Raw genomic sequence first — 18,814 nt, forward strand, 5'->3', positions numbered from 1 at the left:
CCCCATATGGGCTGGGTGTGTAGTGGAAATAAAAAAAGGCCCACCGAAGTGAGCCTTAAAAGTTGGTGTGTGGTGGCCGGGGCTGAGTATCCCGGCGTTACGGTTCCCCGTGGCGTGTGTGCTTCTATCCGTATAAGTTGTTGCCATTGCCCACGCGAGTTAGCGTATCAGCCTACGCATTCACCATATTCGGCTGGATACTGTTTCACAACGATTAGATTAACCAATCCAGTACCCATGCGAATGTAGAATGCAAAAAGCCCCAGCGATTAACCGAGGCTTATAATTTAGTGCGGCAGTATTACTGACTCGCTAATTCTACATAAGGGATAATCACACATGTAAAAAAGCCCCTGAGCTATTAACTAAAGGGCTTGAATAGTTGCCGGTCTTTCCCGGCTGTCAGTATTTATATCGATAAGGCACACTCAACTACCGCTTAAGCATTGATAAATGGGAATCAACCTGAGCATACCTCGCAATTAGTATACCCAATTAGCGGGGAAGACTGAAACAAAAAACCCCGCCGAAGCGAGGTCTTGATAATTTTCCTTGGCGCTCATCTACAGAAACGCCCATGATTTAGAGAAATTACGCCAAGTTCGGACAAAATGCAAGTTAATAATCAAACTTTGTTGCTAATAATACCAATCATGCCGCTATCGTGTAATTCGTTGGAACTCATCTTCGGCATAGCTCTCTTCAATGTCGCATTTAGCCACCAGCGACTCATAGAATGGCTTCCAATTACGCCGCCATGTCCTTTCATTGAGTTCTGGAAGCAACGCTGTAATCGCTCTGTATGCTGTTGTTGAGGGTGTCCGTTTGTACCCAATTCCTGAGCAGCGTTCACACTCTTTTTCAACTGGCACGCCAAGCCGTTTGGATTTCTCAAGGTCACGCACTTTCCCCGTTCCATTGCAGCGGCAACGATGGGAGATTTTGCCCTTTCCGTTGCAGGGGTTACACAATTCACCCACCAGCTCCTCCTCTATCCATGCCTCTGTTTTCTCACCGCATCCGGGGTGTTTAATCACCTTTTGAATGCTGTAAATCAGCCGCTTCCCCTTGCAGTGTTTACATGTGGTGGTGGTCGCTGCTGAACTGCTGTATTCCTCATAGGCAAATTTAGCCAGAATGACCATGCATTGAGCCATTCGGCGGCCCGATGCTTTACCGACATGTTTCGGGGCATTCTTCATGGCGAACTGTGTAAGCTGCTCAACGGTTCTTACCTTGTCCTCTTTGCTGATACCCACCTTGCCAAGATATGCAGCCATGCCGAAACTGGCTCGAGCCTCAACCATTCCCATTGCGGCGGCTAAATCCGGTCCCTTGAGCGAATCGGAAGAGGTCGCGCGGGAAGAATCCGTAATCATCTGGCTCTTGGCGCTGAACTGTTTCATTGCTGATTCTAGTTTCACTATGCTGCCCTCTTTGTGTAGATCTGCTCACGAACTTGATCGCCATTCATTAGCATGTCATTGAAATCATCATTATCGGGCCAGCGTACGCTGACAGATATCAGGTCATTCTTTGCTCGTAGGTTACCCATCGCACAATTAAACGCCGCCGCTTGTCCTGTGGCAGAATGTTTATCCATATCAGCAAAAATAATCAGGTGTTTGACGCCTGCCGGTACCCTGAATTTCTCCATAAATCCGGCATTAATGACTGACCATGTATTGACCCCGTAAACTTGATAGCAAGACAGAGCCGTTTCTATCCCTTCTGCAATCCCTAATGTGGAAGCGACTGGAAACATGCGTATCGCTACTGAACGGGTGTGATCGAGGTAGTTCTGTTCCTGTAGTGATTTAAGTCGCTTGGCACTGTCACCGATATTCGCTTTCTTATCCCCATCAAGCAGGGTCTGATGCAGGTAACAAAGTTCACCCTTATCATCGGTTGCTAAAGAGTAAAGCGCCTGATATACCCGCCCTGCGTGCCGCTGCCGGTCACAGAATCGGACAGCCTCTACCGGAAGCCGATTAATACCCCGCTGACGCAGATAATCCGCTGCCGTCGTACCACGCAAGCCCACCAGCTTTGAAAACTTACTAATGACTCGCTGCCGCTGTTTGGCTGCTGAACTGGTGACGGGGATGCTGACATGACGGTAGTTATTGCCAATCAACTGATCCACTTCGGCACACAGTGCTGAAAATGATTTACCCTGCGTTAGGTTAAGCAGCTTCATACCGTCGCCACTGTCACAGATACAAATCCATGTTCCCACCCCGTCGCGGTCATCAATGCGGAACTTGCCACGAGCACCGCATACCGGACACTCTCCCTTAAAATGGTTTTTGCCTGTGATGGGTGGTAAGCCAAAATACTCAAAAATTTCAGCCCACCGGCCTCTTGACGCTTCTGTTGTTTTCATACTGCTTTCCTTAAACTTTGACGTATATCTTCAAGCTGATTTTTGGCATTAATCAACGACATGGTGGTGTCGGCATTGACGTCATGACGCTGTTGAGGGGGTGGCTGAGATTTCTCTCTGCCTTTAGCAAAAGCGATGCGCTTATGTTTAATGAAGTTGCTGACCTCGGGGGTTATCTCCATCGGGAAATCACTCAAGCCATTAGGCCATTCGCTAAACTTGTCGTGGAAGGTGTGTGAGCACCAGCCATCGCTGACAGGCTTACCCATTGATGTACGCTGACGCTGATAGAACTTGATCTGACTCCACCACGCTTGCTTGTCAGATTGGGTGAACACCCGCTTACCCTTACCTAACTTTTTCAATCCGCGCTGGGTGTCGGTCTCCACGTCCTGCCCTGCCAGTGGCTTAAATCCACATTTCGGGCAAGCGTATACACCCGCAGGCTTCATGAAATGACACTCAGTGCATTCTTTGGGGAGTTTTTCAGTGCGTTCCTCAGTCTCACGACTGGCGCTGTCTTTCATTCCGTCGCTTTTGGAGGGCAGTTCGTTGTACTCGATGGCGTCAGGGAAGCCCAAGCGGTGAACAGTGCCGCTGTGATCGAAAACAAGACAAGACTCCTTGCCCGGAGCGGTACGCAAGCCACGACCTAGCGCCTGTAACCAACGGATTTCACTTTTTGTTGGTCGGGCATAGATAACGCAGCGAACATCACTGTCAAAACCCGCTACCAGTACGCCCACACTAACGATGATTTTCGTTGCGCCCGTTTCAAAGCGATGAATTATGAGTTGACGCTCTTCATGAGGTGTTTCCGCTATCATCACCTCAGCGTTAATCCCCATCTTGTTGAATTGGATGGTGACGTAATTGGCGTGATCTACATTTACGCAGAATGCCACGGTGGGCAGATCCCGCCCGTTCTGTAGCCAGTTATCAACGATGTCGCCAACAAGGTCAGCACCACACATGATTTCTGCGAGTTGGTTTTCGTTGTAGTCTCGTCCGCAATCAATGGTGTTGGTTGTTTTCACGCCTTTCAGGTCTGGATTGCTCGGCGCATAGAACTCGTAACCGCTCAGGTCGCCACGCTGGATTAACTCCCCGATGGTGGTCGGCTTAACCAGTTGCTGGTAGTAATTACCCAAGAACGGTGAAAAAGGCGTACCGGATAAACCAATCACTTTCACCTGTGTTTCACGTGTCAGGCGCTCAATCTCAATCAGAATTTGTTTCTGCCGGAGGTGAGCCTCGTCAACGATCAGTAGATCAATATTGTCCGGGAACTGACGGCGGATCAGCGTGGCGGCACTGGCAATCTGAATTTTTAACGCTGGGTCATAGCTCGGATGTTTCTGCCAGATGAAACTAATCTCGTCTTCAGGGAGTCCGTATTCGATAAAGCGCTGCGCAGTCTGGTTAATTAAAATTGTGTACGGGGCAATGAAGAGCACACGCATACCGCGACTAACAAACCCATCAGCGATAAATGCCGCTAAGCCGGTTTTGCCGCTGCCTGTCGGTGCATAGACCATGAAAGAGCCGAATGACTTCCAGTCACTGCGCAGCATGTTCAGGGCGCGTTCCTGTGCGAAGTTCGGTGTGATATTTAGCATTGTGTAACCTCCCGCCAATTAACTATTCCAAGGAAAACCTTTCTTTGGGTCTATGCTTGCATGTGTATCATCTAGCTAGTACATCGCATTTTTGAGGGCTAACCCCTAGATAGAGACCTACCTAACCTATGGAGTTGTCTGTTGGAAAAGGCCTATTCCAATCCCTCATCCACCTCCCCCCAAACCCCCTCCTCCTTCTCCCTTATTCATGTACTAGCTAACAAGTACACCGATACGGAAAAAGACGAACTGAGAATCTCAACCTGCTAACACCTGACACCTTCAAGTCAGCGTGCCGCACTTACCCACTCCCCCGAAAATTTCAGGGCTGTTATAACTTCGCTACCAACGGCGGACTGACCGTGTAACCCTGTAGTGCCTTGCCATGGCTTTTTACAAACAATCTCAGCCGTTTATTGGCCTCATGCCTCGCCCTGTTATCCTGTCGGTATGAGACTGGTTCACAGTCAAACGCGACCTGATAAACCTCGGCATACTTCACAGCAACCTTTCGGCGCAGTGAGGGCGGTAACAACTGCAATTGCTCCTGAATCCACTTGCCATCCTCGGGGCAAAATGCAGATGGCATGATTACCTGCACAAACTGCTCATACGTCATGACTGCACCCCGCTAAATCAGCCCCAATTGAGGTGACTCTTTACCGCGCCGTTTACTGACCTTTCGCTCTGCTTTCGAACAATTGAACTGAACCCACAGACGCGCTTCCCGTAAACAATCGTCGAAGCAATGCCCCTTTTTGGTTGCCTGAGCGAGTTTGTGATAGTGCTCAACGCCCACATCGCCCCCCCTCTAGCAACCACGTCAGGGACGCCATCAGCCACCAGCGTGGCGACAATGTGTTTATGGATGAACGCTTCAGGAGTCATGCGGCACCTGCCAGTTCTTTGTCATGGGTGAATTGACCGTTCCAGTTCTTTTTCATCGGCAAGCTGCCTTTGAGATAATGGCGGTACAACCAAACAGCACCCTTACTGAGCAAGATCAGCTTGAAGATATCGCGCATATTCCCGTCTTCTTGCTCGACCTGACCGGGATGTTCGGTGAGGTATTGATCGCGGGCATAATGGCCTACGCGCCACCGTGGATGTTTGGCGTTTGGGCGATCATCAAACAGCCAGTTACGCTCTTCCAAAAAGGCGTTAATCTGGCGGGTGTTGACGCCATTAAGCTGCTTACAGAACTGAACGGGTGTCATGCCGTGCTGAAAAAGGTTTTCCAAATGGTTGATGTATTGCGCCTGACGGTGAACGTAGCCAATAGCAAGCCGCTCGGCTTTCTTCACCTCGATCCATGCCTCGGCTGCCGCTATCGGATCGTCAAAATCAGGGAGGCTGTTTGGCACGAGGCTATATGAACCAGTGGTGCGAATGGATGGCAACACCACCTCACAAATCCAATCTTGCACACGTTCGGCAGAAGGAAGCTGGCTGCGCATGATCAGACGGTACGCATCAGACTCTAATGCCAAAATGATACCTTTAGGTCTGAATCCTAAACCTAACTCCGCTGTTTCAGCACAATTAAGTTTAATCAATGACTTACAGTGGTCATTAGCTGCCTTTGCTGGTTGTGCGTAACCTAATGATTCAGCTAATTCAACAGCAAAAAATACCGGCTTACCTTGGTACAACATGCCGCTCAGCGAAATACCGAGATCAGCAGAATTAAATATCATCAGTTGATTATTCATTACTGCCTCCTGTTGTGGGTTAGTCTTGAGCAGAAGTGGCACCTGCTGATTAAGGGGAAATGCCATCGGAACCATAAATTAACCATTTAGGCTCACAGTTAAGGGCTGTAGCTATTTCCAATAGATAACGTGGCCTCTCTGTAACCCCAGCTTCAATCCTTTGGATTGTTTGCTGTCTTATGCCGGCCTTTATTGCCAATCCAGACTGAGTTAACCCCAACTCTGTCCGTAGTCGCTTAACTCGCTCTGCTGTAGATGACATAGCCACCCCCTAAATACAAATTTAAATGTATTTAAAAACAAATATAATTGTTTGTCAATTACAATAAGCATTGTATTATCAGTCCAATACTATTGGAGAGAAACCATGGCACTAGCAGATAGAGTGAGAGAACGACGAACTGAGTTAGGTATGACTCAAGCTCGGCTGGCAGAAATCGTTGGGGCAACTCAACAATCAATCGTTTCAATTGAAAACGGCTTAACCAAGAGACCTCGCAACTTATTGGATCTCGCAAAAGCGCTGGATTGTGATCCTATGTGGCTTCAAAATGGGGGAGCGTTCAAAAAAATAACAGAAATAAATACTCGAAAAATCCCATTAATAAGTTACGTTCAAGCGGGAGCACTAGCGCAGAATTGCCCAATTGAAGCCTATGATGGCGACTTTGAGTACGTATTGACAGATATGGACTGGTCAGAAAATGCCTTCGCCCTAAAAATTGAAGGTGACTCAATGGAACCTGAATTTAGTCCTGGGGACGTAATTGTCATCGATCCAGAAATCCAGCCGGCTCCTGGGGAGTTTGTTGTTGCTATGAATGGAGGAGATGCAGCGACCTTTAAGAAATACAGACCCACAGGATATGACCACCATCGCAATGAAATTTATGAATTAGTTCCTTTAAACTCTGATTATCCTGTAATGAGATCAACTGATAGAACATTAAGGATTCTTGGCACCATGGTTGAACATAGAATTTATCGTAGAAAACGATAAATGCACGGGCACACACTCAACCAATAACCCGCTTCGGCGGGTTTTTTTCTGTGAAAATACAAAAAACATTCCCATTAAATACAATTAGTTATGTTTTAAATTAAAATATAACAAATTTAATTGTTGTCATAATACAATTGTAATTGTATCTTTTATCACAAGCAAACGTGAACCTTACTAATAACATATTTAATGAGGTAGATATGATTTCATTAACCATTCCGAAACATAAAGTTGAAGATGCCAGTGAAAGCGCTGCTGAGATATTCGTTCTCGTCACTATGGTGAAGGAAGCTCTCGATGGCGATAAAGAAGTAACTGATATCGCCTTTGCTGTATCAGCAATTATCAAGTTAGCAGGTGGTTTAAATTCATCATTGTATCATTTATTAAATGATGAAAATGGTAAGGCTAAATCATGAGTAATTTAATTAGTGAAATAGACAAAGCAAAAGTAATGGCTAGGAATTCAGAGGTTTTATTAAGGGCTGCTCTTGAGCCTGATAGCGAAGATGATGGTGATGTACTTTATTACTTAGCATTCACCCAAATTATTGAACTTCACGCACACCTTGCTGAGTTACTTAATACTGCCGAGGCTAAAACATGAATAACTTATCTAATCGTGTTAGTTCGGCTCTGGAACCGTGCCAACAAAACCAGAGCCTAGCCTTAAATAATAACCACGACGATTTTAATAAGGTTGAAGTGGATTCTAGCTTAACAGTATTTATCTTTGCAACCATTAAGCGCTCTGACGTTAAAGCTAAGCCAGTCATGAAACGTGTAACTGCCAGTAGCTATAAAGAAGCTCGGCAACAATTGATAGGCGATTACGTTATTTCTTTTGCGGGTAAAGTTCCAGTTCGTGAGGTGAATCATGGCGCATGAAATTACATTAGAGAAAGCGGCAGAAATGACACATCAGGCCGAATTTATTTGTCGCTTGATTGAGTCATACCCTGACACATATGAGGATGGTGACGTAGCAGCCATTGCAAGCCTATTAGCAAAACTAACGGGTCATGTTGGCGGGTGGTTACGGGAAGAAATGGCACAGAGGGCAGCTAATCGTGAATAAGGTAGATAATCCATGCACCGACCAAGCATTGACTGATGTGCTGAGTGATATCGCGGTGTATCTGGAAGCGGCGCAAAGGCTCACTCAAGACCCCGGGCAAGGCGTTCAACTGGCAGATTGCATCATTAGCTACTGTGCTGATTACGCTAAAACGATGGCTGGACGTGCTGCGCTGGAAGGAACTGACCATGAAATCTAATCAATTGGAAGATGTCACCCATCAGGTAAAGCAAGCGCAAGCGGTCTTGGCAATGTGGCTTGAACTTGCCACTAGCAACAAGAACGATGTATCTGACAAGATCGGCGCAATCATAACGTTATTAGACGGCGTTCCAGAAGTGATGATGGCAGCTAATAGTAAGCTAGCCGATTACGATTATGAGAAATACAAGAGTGGTGGAAAATGAATAATTTACCCGTAGCCTCTTTGTGCAATTTTAATGCTCCAGTTAGTAAATTTGGCAAAGCATATAACCTGAACCTGTTTACTCCAATCGAGCAAAACAGATTCATGGTAGTTATGCCCGACGACACAATGACGGGTGAAATTGAGTGTCGCGATAAAGTCATTATAGATACAACACCAATGCGTTATTTTGAAGATGGAATATTTGCTTTCTTTCTTGACGGTATTTTCATGATTAAGCGGCTCCAATTCATCCGTAATAATGTTTGGGTTCTACCGTCTAATCGGTTCTATCAAAGTTTCGAGATTGCAAGTGATAGTCTCATCGAACTTATGATTATAGGCCGCGTTATTTACAGCCAAGAAATCAGGAGCCACTAAAAATGAAACTCGATAAAATAGACCAATCCCGCTTTACCGAATATGAAATTTTCATGATTGATGATGGTGGAATTTAGGTTGCATTCCAATTAAGACCAGAGCCTGTTTATTTTGTTATGCGTCATGGTCGCCGTAAGAAATGTTTTAGCCGCGATACTGCTATTCGGTATATGGCTTTCTATATGACCGATAAAGTATTTAAACGAGCGGGTATTCTTTCTCGCGTAGGCGAAACCTACACAACACTTGAAGATGGCAGGATTGCACATAATCGCGGTGAGCATACTATAGATTATATTATTGCCCACTCGCGCTGTATGCGTCGTATTCGCCGCTTATTAGCCAAGCAACGCGAAATACTTAAATGGCAAAAGAAATATAAAAAATGGTCAAATCAATATATTGAGCTGATGAAAACCAAACCTTATTAATTAAGTACTCGCTAAACAGAATATTAACTATGGCCTTCGGGTTAGGACTCCCCATACCTAAAGGCCGGAAATAAGGGCATTCGAATATGAACAACATTGAATTAATTAATAAGAGACGCAAGCACATTGTTGACGCAAAGCTCGAATCCATGATGCGCAAAACAAATAGCCATTGCGTCATTGTCAGTTTGAAAGATGGCGGCATGTATACCGTGGAATTATCCGAGAGAGTCCTGATTGAAGCCTTAATAGATTTCGAAACAGAAGTTCATGGGGAATACAAACGGCTCGAAGCTGCGGAACACATCATTAATGCCTATGACAGTTTTTTATCTAAAAGTGGCGATCACCTTACCGAAGTGGGAAAGGATTTCATGAATGCCATTGTTAAAAATATTGCCGAAATGGCTAAGGCAAAAGGAAAGACAAAGTGACGCTATCAGGAAACCGCATTCCGCTTCGTATCTACATCGGGGCCACTCAGATTTTAAACCGGTACCGTCGTGGCGCTGTTCACCCTCGCCGCACCTATCAACACGGCTATCTGTCTTTACGCATTACCCACCGCTGGCGGTTGTTATCGAAAGACGGCGGGCAGCACTGGGAGGCCATGAGCCACCAGCGATACAACAAAGAATTAGGGGTGTAACTGATGAGTACTGAACTGAATCCAGAATCGACGCCTGACGGCATTAAAACGGGGAACCGTGTCATTGGGTACTCCGCTGCAATCCGTCAGCTTGATAGTGGGTATTACGACAAAAAAATCTCTCAAGGTTTGAAGACTTTAGCCTGCATTCAAGACGCGAAAGTTAACGGCTGGCTGAGTTTGAGCCTTGAAAAAGAAGTCATTATTTGGCGATGGCTCGTCGTGACCGTTTTCATCAATGAGGAACGGAAAAAAAACGGCACAGCTGAAATCCAGAACGACGAAGGCGGAGCTGACCTTGCCGTTATCTACATCGGAAAGAATGGCGGCATAAGCATTTACCCCGCCCCCCTGCGCCTTTGCTTGGCAAATCACGTTGAGGGATGCGCTATCGAAAAATACGGCACTCAGGAAGGTATGGCGCTGGCTCTAAGGATGTATCAGGACATGGTGGAGGTATGCCAAAAGCAAGGTTTCAAGTTATCGGCAATGGGCCGCGAAGGTCTGGAAATACTGCACGATGAATTTATCGAGATGATCGAAACCGAAGGCATCCCAGATATGCCAGTGGTTCACTGAGGAATAGGTAATGAGCAAAAAAACTGAACTGGCACTCATTGAGGCCAAAGACCTGCAAATTATCGAATATCGCGGTCAGCGTGTGGCAACCACCGAGCAACTGGCGGCTGGGTATGGCACTGATGTAGCAAACATCAAAATGAATTTTTCACGGAATGCCGATCGCTTCATTGAGGGCAAGCACTTCTTCAAGGTGACTGGAGATGAGCTTACAAATTTGCGGGTATCTTTTGGTTACCTGCAAATCTCGCCAAAAACACGGTCTTTAATGCTGTGGACTGAGCGCGGTGCTGCCAATCACGCAAAAATGCTGGAAACAGATCGGGCATGGGAATACTACAACGACCTCACCGAGTTTTACTTTACTCGACGTGATGCTTTGCCTGCACCAGTAGATCAATCATCCGTTAGTCGTAAGCAATTAGCACTGATGGTACTGGAGGCTGAGGAAAAAATAGAAGCCCTGGGGCTGCACAACCAAGAGTTGGCTATTGCCGTCGATAGTCTGGAAAAGCACTTTGCCAAAGGCATGACAATTCCCTCGTTCTGCAAATGCCTGAATGGTGTGAATACCAGCAAGGTGATGTGGTGGGCATTCGAGCGTGATTGGATTTTCAACGAACAACGCGACCCAGAGAAAGACCCTCGTTGGCGGGTAGCCTCTTATGCCCGTGATAAATATCTCACCGAAGAAGAAACCGAGATTAAACCTCACGGCAAAGAGCCGTTCCGCAAAAAGACTCCTGTGCTACTGGAAAAAGGCTGTCACCGAATTTATGCGTTCTACCTGAAAGGTGAATTGCCAATGAAGCAGACATGGAACGGCGATTTTAGTCATGACAAAGCGGTTTATACCCCGGAGGTAAAATAATGTTTATTCCAACAGATATTCTTCGCGCCGCCCTGCTCTGTGTCGCTGGAGAGAAAGAAACTCGCGAATACCTGAAAGGGGTATACATCACCCCAACCCATATCAAGGCTACTGATGGTCGTGCGCTGGTGATGATGGAGCATGGCTGTAGCGTCGGCAACGATATTGATGGTGTGTTTATCTTTGATAGCGACATTCCTGAAGAGGCCGCCGAGGCCGAAATAACTGCGATTATCGCTGACGGCAACAACTGGTATGCAGTCCATTACGATGAAAACGAGAAGCCAACTTGTTCAAACATGCTGGAACTACTCGATTGCCAATATCCAGATTTCAGTAAGGTGCTGCCACCAGATCCAGGGCCGTGTGAAGAATTTCCCATGTTTACCTCTCAACTGCTGGCCTTGCCTCATCTGATGTTTGGTAGTGGCTTTGGCCCCGTAAAGTTCAAACCTTACGGAAAAGGAGCACCGTGTCAGTTGCTGCTCGATCCGGTCACCAACCACCTGTATGGAAACCCCTTCCTGGTGATTATGCCGCTGCGCGATAACGCCTTTGAACTTTGTCAGGGGGTACTCGATGAAATTTAAATATGAAGACAAGGGCGTAGTGGCCAGTATCACAATCACCAGCACGATATTTGAGTTTCGTAAGCATAACCGTGTGGTTGATAAGGTGTTGCTTCTGGTAGATGTAAGCCCACACCGAACCGGCTCATTCTTCATGAAAACCGTGCTTTCCGGTCGCTCTACGGCGGTGCTCAGGGCTTATAAACTTGTTGTTCGGGAGGCTGCGCGATGAAGATTATCACTAAAAACTTCCGATTGAATGCGCTGGCTAACCAGTATTCAGCAGCAATTTATGACCATGTGAAGCAACAGAACGGCAGTGATTTCTTCATGGTGGATGCTGGTGAGTTTCCCCTTCGGATTGAAATTGCAGGTGGAGTGTCAGGGGTTCGCGGGGTGGTTGACGCCTACTTCCTAGAGGCCTTAAAGCTGAATTACTCACGATGGGAAAAAGTCGCAACCGAATTACTGACTAAATGCATGGATGGCAACAACCTGACGCAATGCGGCCGTGAGATATGGGAAAACATGGGTTCCGACATGGGTTCTACGGTGGCCGGAGGTGCGCAATGAGCGATAGCATTTTCCAACTGGCGAACATCATCAAATCAGCCGGCAGTGATCCAGGTGATATCACAACCGCTATCTGGGCCGCCCACTACCGGAAACCGGAGCGCAACGCTGATGAGATTACCGAGTTGTCACTCAGGATCATTTCTAATCACTGCATTGGATTAATTCGCTCAGACCTTTGGCCGGAAACATTAGATCAGGTGCTTCAGTTCGAACTTAACCAGGTGGTTGAGGAATATCACTGGGAGAACACTCAGCCAGCCAGCATTGCCAAAGCAGTATTGGCAGCCGGTTACCGTCTGAATGACAGCATTGCAGCACAGGAAGCTACCGAAAGAGATATAGCGGTCGATGAAATGCACGTCATGTATGTCAATGCGCCTGATACCACCAGCGTTCGGCAGTACCTTGAAATGCTATATGACGCCGGATATCGCAAGGTGGGTACCAATGGGTAAGCAAGCCGATATCAACGACACCCAAGTACGGGCTACGGTGCGGATAGATGATGGTCGCGACTGGACAAAATGGTTGAACTGGAAGGTGCGGGAAAAGTACCGCATTCGGAACGGGATAAATGAAGCACCACCAGCCAGACCAAAGGTAGCACCAGTGACAATAGAGCCAATTAAACAGCCCCGGAAACGGGGTTATAAGGTAGTCCAGAAAGCGATAGGGGCGGTGTGAAAATGGGAATGATTAAAACCAATAATCCAACGATGCTACAGCTCAAAAGTTTAATGACTGTCACATACGGATTTTCCCGATGGCATGTCGCCTGCGCTGTTGAAGCGTACCGTGATGAACCATCGACTAATCCCACATCAGCCTCATACATCTATGCAGGCCGAGCCATGAAGCAAGGCCTGAAGGATGGCGAGATTGATAAATTGTATAACGGCGGTCGCTATTATTGTTTCGTGGAGGGATGCGCCGATGAAAAATCGTCAGAAGTTTGAAAGTGAAATGAAACGAGTCGGACTAGCAAATCAGTTCTGCTCAAACTTTTTCATGCGGATGCAAACCGGCGAAGGTTATCTACATCAAGTTTGTGATGATTTTTGGACAATCTGGAATGTTGGCCGATCGGTACCAGTTACCCTCCCTCCCCTAATTGATATCACCGAGCTGGAGGGTGAGGCTCTGAACGCCGCGAACCATTTCAACGCTGCCATTGCTATGTGCTCTATAGCGATCCGGAAGGCGGGTTACTCAAGCGAGTGTTCACCAATGTTTTACCCATCTAACAAGGAGACATCAGATGGCTAGAACACAGACACTAAAGGCTTGGGCCGCTGATGAGTTCGACGAACCAATCCCCAGTTATCCAACGTTACTAAAATATGCGCAACATGGCATGATATCTCCGCCACCTTTTAAGGCTGGCAAGTGCTGGCGGGTTGACAAGAATGCCCGATTCGTCGGTGTGACCGTCAAGCCGGTAGTGAGAAAAGATGATGATCCACGGTTGAAGAGGATAATGGAAGATGGCCAGACCTCGTAAGTACAACATAAATGTACCAGGTCTATCATGCTATACAGACGCCAGAACCAAAAAGGTCTACTGGCGTTATAAGCATCCTGTATCAGGGAAATTTCATGGTTTAGGTGATGATGAGGCGGCGGCAAAGGCTATCGCTATTGAAGCTAATAGTCGCTTTGCTAGTCAGCAAATGGGGCAATTACTAAAGGCGCGAGATGAAATCAGTCTCAAAACCGGTAAGGCCATAACGGTAACAACTTGGTTGGATCGTTATCTCGCAATCCAACAAGAACGTTACGATAGTGAGGAAATAAAACTCAACACACTTAAGCAAAAAAGTGCGCCTGTTGAGGCATTCAGGCGTCATTGCGGAATGTTGACCCTTCCTGATGTTGGGGCTAGAGATATAGCTTCTGTGATTGAAGAATATAAAGACAAGGGACAAAAACGGATGGCGCAAGTTGTTCGAATGGTTCTGATCGATGTGTATAAAGAGGCTCAACATGCTGGGGAGGTTCCACCTGGTTACAATCCGGCGTTGGCCACCAAGCAACCAGCAAACAAAGTTACCCGTGTTCGTTTGAATTTTGATGAATGGGAATCAATTTTTAATGCCGCCGCTAATATGCAAGGCTATATCCAAAATGCAATGCTCCTTGCTTTGGTTACTGGTCAGCGTTTAGGGGATATCGCTGACATGAAATTTAGCGATGTTTGGGATAATCACCTCCATATCGTGCAAGGAAAAACTGGCACCAGAATAGCAATACCAATAAGCCTGAAGTGTGAGTCTGTTGGTTATACGCTGCAAGATGTTATCGCACGATGTCGTGACATGATAGTCAGTCCATACATGCTTCACTATCACCATACAACATCAATGGCTAAGCGCGGGGGGCAAGTATCAAGTAATGCGATCACTACGGGCTTCTCATCAGCAAGGGATAAAAGCAATTTGGATTGGAAAGACGGTACCCCACCTACATTTCACGAACAGCGATCATTATCTGAGAGGCTATACCGCGAACAAGGGGTAGATACTAAGACATTACTTGGTCATAAAAACCAAGCGATGACCGACAAATATAATGATGACCGAGGCAAGGAATGGCTAGTTTTAGCTGTATAAATCAGCTCATTTTATATGCAGTTTTGCAGAAGGGTTTTGCAGGAGTTTTGCAGAAGAAATACAGTGAGGTTATAAACTCCACAGAAGCAAAGGCCCCTGTGAAGTTTTATAGATGTGTCAGAATCACATATGTTGAATAATGGCGTCGCCAAATTCACTGCATTTCAACAGTTTAGCGCCGTCCATCAGACGTTCGAAATCGTAAGTCACTGTCTTGGCCTGAATAGCGCCTTCGGTGCCTTTGATAATCAAATCAGCCGCTTCGAACCAGCCCATATGACGCAACATCATTTCAGCTGACAGAATGATAGAACCAGGGTTCACTTTATCTTGACCAGCATATTTTGGCGCTGTGCCGTGTGTCGCTTCGAACAACGCGCACTCATCACCGATGTTCGCACCTGGAGCAATACCAATACCGCCAACCTGCGCTGCCAATGCATCAGAAATATAATCGCCGTTCAAGTTCATACACGCGATAACATCATATTCCGCAGGACGCAGCAGAATTTGTTGCAGGAAAGCATCTGCAATCACATCTTTTACGATGATATCTTTGCCGTTATTTGGGTTCTTGATTTTAACCCAAGGGCCGCCATCGATTAGCTCACCACCAAATTCCTCACGCGCCAACTGGTAACCCCAGTCCTTAAATGCGCCTTCAGTGAATTTCATAATGTTGCCTTTATGAACCAGCGTCACAGATTCACGATCATTGGTAATTGCATACTCGATCGCTGCACGAACCAAACGCTTGGTTCCTTCTTCTGAACAGGGTTTTACACCGATACCACATTGTTCGGGGAAGCGGATTTTTTTGACGCCCATTTCTTCACGCAGGAATTTGATGACTTTTTCGGCTTCTGGTGAACCGGCTTTCCATTCGATACCCGCATAGATGTCTTCTGCGTTTTCGCGGAAAATCACCATGTTAGTCAATTCAGGATGTTTAACTGGGCTTGGCGTGCCTTCGTAATAACGTACTGGGCGCAGACACACGTACAAATCGAGTTGTTGACGTAAAGCAACGTTTAAAGAGCGAATCCCACCGCCAACTGGCGTGGTTAATGGACCTTTAATCGCAACACGGTAGTCACGAATGAGATCCAACGTTTCTTCTGGCAACCAAACGTCTTTCCCGTAGACATGCGTTGATTTTTCACCGGTATAGATTTCCATCCAAGAGATTTTACGCTCACCCTTGTAGGCTTTCTTAACCGCAGCATCGACTACGTTAATCATGGCTGGCGTCACATCAACGCCAATACCGTCACCTTCAATAAATGGAATGATCGGATTAAGCGGAACAACCAGTTTACCCTGAGCATCGACAGTAATTTTCTTACCTTCTGCCGGAACTACTACTTTGCTTTCCATCAACCTCTCCTTCAGCGCAATTTTGTTAATGCCTTGTAAGATTCGTGTCAATACTACTTGAATATTCGTTCCACGCCAATCCGAAACGGATTGAGGTATAATGCGCTAATCATTCGAAATCGCAATAATCATGAATAAATTCTCTGTTAAAAATCACAAAGTTAACCGATTCAGCACTAAGTCACAGGCTAAATCAGACACGCCAGTGTCCCCACGTCGAGTGCTGTTATTCAACAAGCCTTTTGATGTGTTACCACAGTTTACGGATGAGTCTGGACGCAGAACATTAAAGGAATTTATCCCTTTTAATGATGTATATGCTGCGGGTCGACTCGATCGGGACAGTGAAGGTCTGCTGGTATTAACCAACGATGGCAAGTTACAAGCCAAACTGACGCAACCGGCCAAAAAAACAGGTAAAGTCTATTTCGTTCAAGTAGAAGGTGTACCTGGAGAAGACGCACTCACGATGCTCCAACGAGGTGTGACACTAAAAGATGGCCCAACCTTGCCAGCTGGTGCTGAATTAGTGAGCGAACCCGAATGGCTTTGGCCTCGTAACCCGCCAATCAGAGAGCGTAAATCTATTCCGACTAGTTGGCTTAAGATCACGCTATTCGAAGGCCGCAACCGGCAAGTGCGTAGAATGACTGCCCATGTTGGCTTCCCAACCCTACGTCTGATACGTTTCAGTATGGGAAATTTGAGCCTTGGTGACTTACAGCCAGGCGAATGGAAGGAGATAAAGCATGTTTAAGCCCCATGTGACTGTTGCTTGTATCGTTCATGCGCAAGGAAGATTTTTAGTTGTTGAAGAGACCATCAACGGTAAGAAACTATGGAATCAACCTGCGGGTCATTTAGAAGCCGATGAAACCCTATTGCAAGCCGCAGAAAGGGAACTCTGGGAAGAAACGGGCATCCGTGCCACACCCCAATCATTTTTACGGATGCATCAATGGATCGCGCCAGACCGAACTCCGTTTTTACGTTTCGCATTCGTGATTGAACTGCCAGCCCCGTTATCGACCGAACCTCACGACAGCGATATCGACTGCTGCCTGTGGCTCACAGCCGATGAGATACTGCAATCGACCAATTTACGCTCACCGTTGGTGGCTGAGAGCATTCGTTGTTACCAACAACCGGAGCGCTATTCGCTTGATTTGGTCGGCAGCTTTAATTGGCCACGCTAAAAGGCAGATGTGATTGACGCGGGTAATTTCATTCAGACTGCGATTGTGCAATGCAGTGACGCGATCAACGTGATAAAATCCGGCGCTTGTTTTTATAATGCCTTCCCGCGCGAGTCTATTGTTTGGGGTGAATCTATCGTTTGGATAGTCTATCCACCATCACGCTGCCGGGCCTGAGGTATTTACGTTAGTGAGACTCCCATGTCAGATAATAGCCAGAAAAAAGTAATCGTCGGTATGTCCGGCGGTGTCGACTCCTCCGTTTCCGCGTACTTGCTCCAGCAACAAGGCTACCAAGTGGCGGGTCTTTTCATGAAAAATTGGGAAGAGGATGATGGCGAAGAGTATTGCTCAGCAGCGACCGATCTGGCCGATGCACAAGCGGTATGTGACAAACTGGGCATGGAGTTACACACCGTCAATTTCGCCGCAGAATATTGGGATAACGTTTTCGAACTATTCCTAGAAGAATACAAAGCGGGGCGTACCCCTAATCCTGATATTCTCTGCAATAAAGAAATCAAATTTAAAGCCTTCCTTGAGTTCGCTGCCGAAGATCTCGGCGCTGACTATATTGCTACCGGCCATTATGTCCGCCGTCAGGACATTGACGGTAAAAGCCGCTTACTGCGTGGATTGGATGGCAATAAAGACCAAAGCTATTTCCTTTATACGCTGAGTCACGAACAACTTGCTCAAAGTCTATTCCCTGTTGGTGAGTTAGAAAAACCTGAGGTTCGTCGCATCGCAGAGCAACTGGATCTTATTACTGCCAAGAAAAAAGACTCGACTGGCATATGCTTCATCGGTGAACGTAAATTCCGTGATTTCCTCGGCCGCTATTTACCTGCGCAGCCAGGCCCTATCATGACCGTTGATGGTCAGCATGTGGGCGAACATCAGGGTTTGATGTATCACACGCTGGGGCAACGTAAAGGTTTAGGCATTGGTGGTACCAAAGACGGTGGCGATGACCCTTGGTATGTGGTGGATAAAGATGTTGCTAACAATATCTTGTTGGTCGCACAAGGCCACGAACACCCACGTTTAATGTCCGTGGGCCTCATTGCTCAACAGCTACATTGGGTCGATCGTGAACCTGTCACCGCGGCTTTCCGCTGCGTGGTGAAAACGCGTTATCGCCAACAAGATATTCCCTGCACCGTGACACCGTTGGATGATGAACGTGTTGAGGTTCGGTTTGATGAGCCAGTTGCTGCGGTAACGCCAGGCCAGTCTGCCGTCTTCTATCAAGGTGAAGTCTGCCTCGGTGGTGGTATTATTGAAGCGCGTTATCCACTCACTGACTCAATGGCCAATTAATTCCAGAGTGCATCGAGTGAGTTATGAACCAGAACGTTTACAGGAGTGA

At 46.7% G+C, this 18,814-nt stretch carries 31 protein-coding genes; 24 read left to right on the forward strand and 7 right to left on the reverse strand.

The features are described 5' to 3' along the window. Positions 1 to 659: 659 nt before the first annotated feature. The 6 genes from DA391_RS13205 to DA391_RS13230 all read right to left on the reverse strand — a co-directional run bounded on the left by DA391_RS13205 (position 660) and on the right by DA391_RS13230 (position 5,979). A complete protein-coding gene (locus tag DA391_RS13205) occupies positions 660 to 1,424 on the reverse strand; it encodes an antitermination protein (RefSeq protein WP_108087818.1) in 765 nt (254 codons plus the stop codon). Beyond that, positions 1,424 to 2,386, reverse strand: coding sequence for a DUF7146 domain-containing protein (locus DA391_RS13210; RefSeq protein ID WP_108087819.1), 963 nt, complete (start codon positions 2,384 to 2,386; stop codon positions 1,424 to 1,426). The genes DA391_RS13205 and DA391_RS13210 overlap by 1 nt, the downstream gene beginning before the upstream one ends. Beyond that, the gene (locus tag DA391_RS13215) at positions 2,383 to 4,005 is read right to left on the reverse strand and encodes a DEAD/DEAH box helicase (protein ID WP_108087820.1); all 1,623 of its coding nucleotides are present in this window, start codon (positions 4,003 to 4,005) and stop codon (positions 2,383 to 2,385) included. The genes DA391_RS13210 and DA391_RS13215 overlap by 4 nt, the downstream gene beginning before the upstream one ends. A 331-nt stretch (positions 4,006 to 4,336) precedes the next feature. Next, entirely contained in the window at positions 4,337 to 4,624 is a 288-nt protein-coding gene (locus DA391_RS24500; protein ID WP_108087821.1) for a hypothetical protein, read from the reverse strand. A 265-nt stretch (positions 4,625 to 4,889) separates the two neighbouring features. Then, positions 4,890 to 5,717 (reverse strand): BRO-N domain-containing protein, encoded by an 828-nt coding sequence (locus DA391_RS13225; protein ID WP_108087822.1) that lies wholly within the window; start codon positions 5,715 to 5,717, stop codon positions 4,890 to 4,892. Between the two features lie 49 nt (positions 5,718 to 5,766). After that, positions 5,767 to 5,979 carry a helix-turn-helix domain-containing protein gene (locus DA391_RS13230; protein WP_108087823.1) on the reverse strand — a complete coding sequence of 71 codons (213 nt, stop codon included), beginning with the start codon at positions 5,977 to 5,979 and terminating at the stop codon, positions 5,767 to 5,769. A gap of 105 nt (positions 5,980 to 6,084) precedes the next feature. Between DA391_RS13230 and DA391_RS13235 the strand changes: the two genes are divergently transcribed. From DA391_RS13235 to DA391_RS13340, 21 genes are all read left to right on the forward strand, one after another. Beyond that, on the forward strand, positions 6,085 to 6,717 hold the full coding sequence (locus tag DA391_RS13235; RefSeq protein WP_108087824.1) for a LexA family protein: 633 nt from the start codon (positions 6,085 to 6,087) through the stop codon (positions 6,715 to 6,717). A 203-nt stretch (positions 6,718 to 6,920) separates the two neighbouring features. Beyond that, positions 6,921 to 7,139 (forward strand): hypothetical protein, encoded by a 219-nt coding sequence (locus tag DA391_RS13240; RefSeq protein ID WP_108087825.1) that lies wholly within the window; start codon positions 6,921 to 6,923, stop codon positions 7,137 to 7,139. Further along, the gene (locus DA391_RS13245; protein WP_108087826.1) at positions 7,136 to 7,327 is read left to right on the forward strand and encodes a hypothetical protein; all 192 of its coding nucleotides are present in this window, start codon (positions 7,136 to 7,138) and stop codon (positions 7,325 to 7,327) included. Before DA391_RS13240 ends, DA391_RS13245 begins: the two co-directional genes overlap by 4 nt. Next, the gene (locus DA391_RS13250; RefSeq protein ID WP_108087827.1) at positions 7,324 to 7,608 is read left to right on the forward strand and encodes a host cell division inhibitor Icd-like protein; all 285 of its coding nucleotides are present in this window, start codon (positions 7,324 to 7,326) and stop codon (positions 7,606 to 7,608) included. Before DA391_RS13245 ends, DA391_RS13250 begins: the two co-directional genes overlap by 4 nt. Continuing rightward, entirely contained in the window at positions 7,598 to 7,798 is a 201-nt protein-coding gene (locus DA391_RS13255; RefSeq protein WP_108087828.1) for a hypothetical protein, read from the forward strand. Before DA391_RS13250 ends, DA391_RS13255 begins: the two co-directional genes overlap by 11 nt. Next, the gene (locus DA391_RS13260) at positions 7,791 to 7,997 is read left to right on the forward strand and encodes a hypothetical protein (protein WP_050075097.1); all 207 of its coding nucleotides are present in this window, start codon (positions 7,791 to 7,793) and stop codon (positions 7,995 to 7,997) included. The genes DA391_RS13255 and DA391_RS13260 overlap by 8 nt, the downstream gene beginning before the upstream one ends. Further along, on the forward strand, positions 7,987 to 8,205 hold the full coding sequence (locus tag DA391_RS13265) for a hypothetical protein (protein WP_108087829.1): 219 nt from the start codon (positions 7,987 to 7,989) through the stop codon (positions 8,203 to 8,205). The genes DA391_RS13260 and DA391_RS13265 overlap by 11 nt, the downstream gene beginning before the upstream one ends. Beyond that, a complete protein-coding gene (locus DA391_RS13270; RefSeq protein WP_108087830.1) occupies positions 8,202 to 8,585 on the forward strand; it encodes a S24 family peptidase in 384 nt (127 codons plus the stop codon). The genes DA391_RS13265 and DA391_RS13270 overlap by 4 nt, the downstream gene beginning before the upstream one ends. A gap of 182 nt (positions 8,586 to 8,767) precedes the next feature. Next, the gene (locus DA391_RS13275; RefSeq protein WP_108087831.1) at positions 8,768 to 9,016 is read left to right on the forward strand and encodes a hypothetical protein; all 249 of its coding nucleotides are present in this window, start codon (positions 8,768 to 8,770) and stop codon (positions 9,014 to 9,016) included. Between the two features lie 86 nt (positions 9,017 to 9,102). Then, positions 9,103 to 9,450, forward strand: coding sequence for a hypothetical protein (locus DA391_RS13280; RefSeq protein ID WP_108087832.1), 348 nt, complete (start codon positions 9,103 to 9,105; stop codon positions 9,448 to 9,450). After that, on the forward strand, positions 9,447 to 9,665 hold the full coding sequence (locus tag DA391_RS13285; protein WP_050144523.1) for a hypothetical protein: 219 nt from the start codon (positions 9,447 to 9,449) through the stop codon (positions 9,663 to 9,665). The genes DA391_RS13280 and DA391_RS13285 overlap by 4 nt, the downstream gene beginning before the upstream one ends. 3 nt (positions 9,666 to 9,668) lie before the next feature. Beyond that, entirely contained in the window at positions 9,669 to 10,244 is a 576-nt protein-coding gene (locus DA391_RS13290) for a hypothetical protein (protein ID WP_108087833.1), read from the forward strand. A gap of 10 nt (positions 10,245 to 10,254) precedes the next feature. Then, the gene (locus DA391_RS13295) at positions 10,255 to 11,115 is read left to right on the forward strand and encodes an ORF6N domain-containing protein (RefSeq protein ID WP_108087834.1); all 861 of its coding nucleotides are present in this window, start codon (positions 10,255 to 10,257) and stop codon (positions 11,113 to 11,115) included. Then, positions 11,115 to 11,705, forward strand: coding sequence for a hypothetical protein (locus tag DA391_RS13300; RefSeq protein ID WP_108087835.1), 591 nt, complete (start codon positions 11,115 to 11,117; stop codon positions 11,703 to 11,705). Before DA391_RS13295 ends, DA391_RS13300 begins: the two co-directional genes overlap by 1 nt. Continuing rightward, complete coding sequence (locus DA391_RS13305) at positions 11,695 to 11,916, forward strand: hypothetical protein (protein ID WP_049611548.1); 222 nt, start codon at positions 11,695 to 11,697, stop codon at positions 11,914 to 11,916. Before DA391_RS13300 ends, DA391_RS13305 begins: the two co-directional genes overlap by 11 nt. Before the next feature lie 2 nt (positions 11,917 to 11,918). Continuing rightward, positions 11,919 to 12,257, forward strand: a complete 339-nt coding sequence (locus tag DA391_RS13310; RefSeq protein WP_108088280.1) for a hypothetical protein — start codon at positions 11,919 to 11,921, stop codon at positions 12,255 to 12,257. Beyond that, complete coding sequence (locus DA391_RS13315; RefSeq protein ID WP_108087836.1) at positions 12,254 to 12,715, forward strand: hypothetical protein; 462 nt, start codon at positions 12,254 to 12,256, stop codon at positions 12,713 to 12,715. Before DA391_RS13310 ends, DA391_RS13315 begins: the two co-directional genes overlap by 4 nt. 231 nt (positions 12,716 to 12,946) lie before the next feature. Continuing rightward, positions 12,947 to 13,216, forward strand: a complete 270-nt coding sequence (locus tag DA391_RS13325; protein WP_108087838.1) for a hypothetical protein — start codon at positions 12,947 to 12,949, stop codon at positions 13,214 to 13,216. Then, positions 13,194 to 13,526 (forward strand): hypothetical protein, encoded by a 333-nt coding sequence (locus DA391_RS13330; RefSeq protein WP_108087839.1) that lies wholly within the window; start codon positions 13,194 to 13,196, stop codon positions 13,524 to 13,526. Before DA391_RS13325 ends, DA391_RS13330 begins: the two co-directional genes overlap by 23 nt. Beyond that, positions 13,519 to 13,761: an excisionase gene (locus DA391_RS13335; RefSeq protein WP_108087840.1), complete on the forward strand. Its 243-nt coding sequence runs from the start codon at positions 13,519 to 13,521 to the stop codon at positions 13,759 to 13,761. Before DA391_RS13330 ends, DA391_RS13335 begins: the two co-directional genes overlap by 8 nt. Beyond that, complete coding sequence (locus tag DA391_RS13340) at positions 13,745 to 14,869, forward strand: phage integrase Arm DNA-binding domain-containing protein (RefSeq protein ID WP_108087841.1); 1,125 nt, start codon at positions 13,745 to 13,747, stop codon at positions 14,867 to 14,869. Before DA391_RS13335 ends, DA391_RS13340 begins: the two co-directional genes overlap by 17 nt. 123 nt (positions 14,870 to 14,992) lie before the next feature. Here the strand turns inward: DA391_RS13340 and icd are convergent, their stop codons facing one another. Then, a complete protein-coding gene (gene icd / locus DA391_RS13345; RefSeq protein ID WP_108087842.1) occupies positions 14,993 to 16,246 on the reverse strand; it encodes an NADP-dependent isocitrate dehydrogenase in 1,254 nt (417 codons plus the stop codon). A 130-nt stretch (positions 16,247 to 16,376) separates the two neighbouring features. Between icd and rluE the strand changes: the two genes are divergently transcribed. The 3 genes from rluE (at position 16,377) to mnmA (ending at position 18,765) form a co-directional block, all read left to right on the forward strand. Continuing rightward, entirely contained in the window at positions 16,377 to 17,003 is a 627-nt protein-coding gene (rluE, locus tag DA391_RS13350; protein ID WP_108087843.1) for a 23S rRNA pseudouridine(2457) synthase RluE, read from the forward strand. Next, a complete protein-coding gene (locus tag DA391_RS13355) occupies positions 16,996 to 17,442 on the forward strand; it encodes an NUDIX hydrolase (RefSeq protein WP_108087844.1) in 447 nt (148 codons plus the stop codon). The genes rluE and DA391_RS13355 overlap by 8 nt, the downstream gene beginning before the upstream one ends. Positions 17,443 to 17,643: 201 nt before the next feature. Then, entirely contained in the window at positions 17,644 to 18,765 is a 1,122-nt protein-coding gene (gene mnmA / locus DA391_RS13360; RefSeq protein ID WP_098904423.1) for a tRNA 2-thiouridine(34) synthase MnmA, read from the forward strand. Positions 18,766 to 18,814: the final 49 nt, after the last annotated feature.

Origin of the sequence: Yersinia massiliensis (genome assembly GCF_003048255.1) — a bacterium.
GTDB classification, from domain to species: Bacteria; Pseudomonadota; Gammaproteobacteria; order Enterobacterales; family Enterobacteriaceae; genus Yersinia; species Yersinia massiliensis_A.

Excerpts from the sequence above, each read along its gene's own strand:
- rluE (WP_108087843.1), top strand. The coding sequence starts at position 16,377 with ATGAATAAATTCTCTGTTAAAAATCACAAAGTTAACCGATTCAGCACT.
- DA391_RS13295 (WP_108087834.1), top strand. The coding sequence starts at position 10,255 with ATGAGCAAAAAAACTGAACTGGCACTCATTGAGGCCAAAGACCTGCAA.
- DA391_RS13225 (WP_108087822.1), bottom strand. The coding sequence starts at position 5,717 with ATGAATAATCAACTGATGATATTTAATTCTGCTGATCTCGGTATTTCG.
- DA391_RS13275 (WP_108087831.1), top strand. The coding sequence starts at position 8,768 with ATGACCGATAAAGTATTTAAACGAGCGGGTATTCTTTCTCGCGTAGGC.
- mnmA (WP_098904423.1), top strand. The coding sequence starts at position 17,644 with ATGTCAGATAATAGCCAGAAAAAAGTAATCGTCGGTATGTCCGGCGGT.
- DA391_RS13305 (WP_049611548.1), top strand. The coding sequence starts at position 11,695 with ATGAAATTTAAATATGAAGACAAGGGCGTAGTGGCCAGTATCACAATC.
- DA391_RS13210 (WP_108087819.1), bottom strand. The coding sequence starts at position 2,386 with ATGAAAACAACAGAAGCGTCAAGAGGCCGGTGGGCTGAAATTTTTGAG.
- icd (WP_108087842.1), bottom strand. The coding sequence starts at position 16,246 with ATGGAAAGCAAAGTAGTAGTTCCGGCAGAAGGTAAGAAAATTACTGTC.
- DA391_RS13240 (WP_108087825.1), top strand. The coding sequence starts at position 6,921 with ATGATTTCATTAACCATTCCGAAACATAAAGTTGAAGATGCCAGTGAA.
- DA391_RS13270 (WP_108087830.1), top strand. The coding sequence starts at position 8,202 with ATGAATAATTTACCCGTAGCCTCTTTGTGCAATTTTAATGCTCCAGTT.
- DA391_RS13315 (WP_108087836.1), top strand. The coding sequence starts at position 12,254 with ATGAGCGATAGCATTTTCCAACTGGCGAACATCATCAAATCAGCCGGC.
- DA391_RS13255 (WP_108087828.1), top strand. The coding sequence starts at position 7,598 with ATGGCGCATGAAATTACATTAGAGAAAGCGGCAGAAATGACACATCAG.
- DA391_RS13325 (WP_108087838.1), top strand. The coding sequence starts at position 12,947 with ATGGGAATGATTAAAACCAATAATCCAACGATGCTACAGCTCAAAAGT.
- DA391_RS13340 (WP_108087841.1), top strand. The coding sequence starts at position 13,745 with ATGGCCAGACCTCGTAAGTACAACATAAATGTACCAGGTCTATCATGC.
- DA391_RS13300 (WP_108087835.1), top strand. The coding sequence starts at position 11,115 with ATGTTTATTCCAACAGATATTCTTCGCGCCGCCCTGCTCTGTGTCGCT.
- DA391_RS13230 (WP_108087823.1), bottom strand. The coding sequence starts at position 5,979 with ATGTCATCTACAGCAGAGCGAGTTAAGCGACTACGGACAGAGTTGGGG.
- DA391_RS13280 (WP_108087832.1), top strand. The coding sequence starts at position 9,103 with ATGAACAACATTGAATTAATTAATAAGAGACGCAAGCACATTGTTGAC.
- DA391_RS24500 (WP_108087821.1), bottom strand. The coding sequence starts at position 4,624 with ATGACGTATGAGCAGTTTGTGCAGGTAATCATGCCATCTGCATTTTGC.
- DA391_RS13330 (WP_108087839.1), top strand. The coding sequence starts at position 13,194 with ATGAAAAATCGTCAGAAGTTTGAAAGTGAAATGAAACGAGTCGGACTA.
- DA391_RS13250 (WP_108087827.1), top strand. The coding sequence starts at position 7,324 with ATGAATAACTTATCTAATCGTGTTAGTTCGGCTCTGGAACCGTGCCAA.
- DA391_RS13265 (WP_108087829.1), top strand. The coding sequence starts at position 7,987 with ATGAAATCTAATCAATTGGAAGATGTCACCCATCAGGTAAAGCAAGCG.
- DA391_RS13290 (WP_108087833.1), top strand. The coding sequence starts at position 9,669 with ATGAGTACTGAACTGAATCCAGAATCGACGCCTGACGGCATTAAAACG.
- DA391_RS13355 (WP_108087844.1), top strand. The coding sequence starts at position 16,996 with ATGTTTAAGCCCCATGTGACTGTTGCTTGTATCGTTCATGCGCAAGGA.
- DA391_RS13235 (WP_108087824.1), top strand. The coding sequence starts at position 6,085 with ATGGCACTAGCAGATAGAGTGAGAGAACGACGAACTGAGTTAGGTATG.
- DA391_RS13215 (WP_108087820.1), bottom strand. The coding sequence starts at position 4,005 with ATGCTAAATATCACACCGAACTTCGCACAGGAACGCGCCCTGAACATG.
- DA391_RS13245 (WP_108087826.1), top strand. The coding sequence starts at position 7,136 with ATGAGTAATTTAATTAGTGAAATAGACAAAGCAAAAGTAATGGCTAGG.
- DA391_RS13335 (WP_108087840.1), top strand. The coding sequence starts at position 13,519 with ATGGCTAGAACACAGACACTAAAGGCTTGGGCCGCTGATGAGTTCGAC.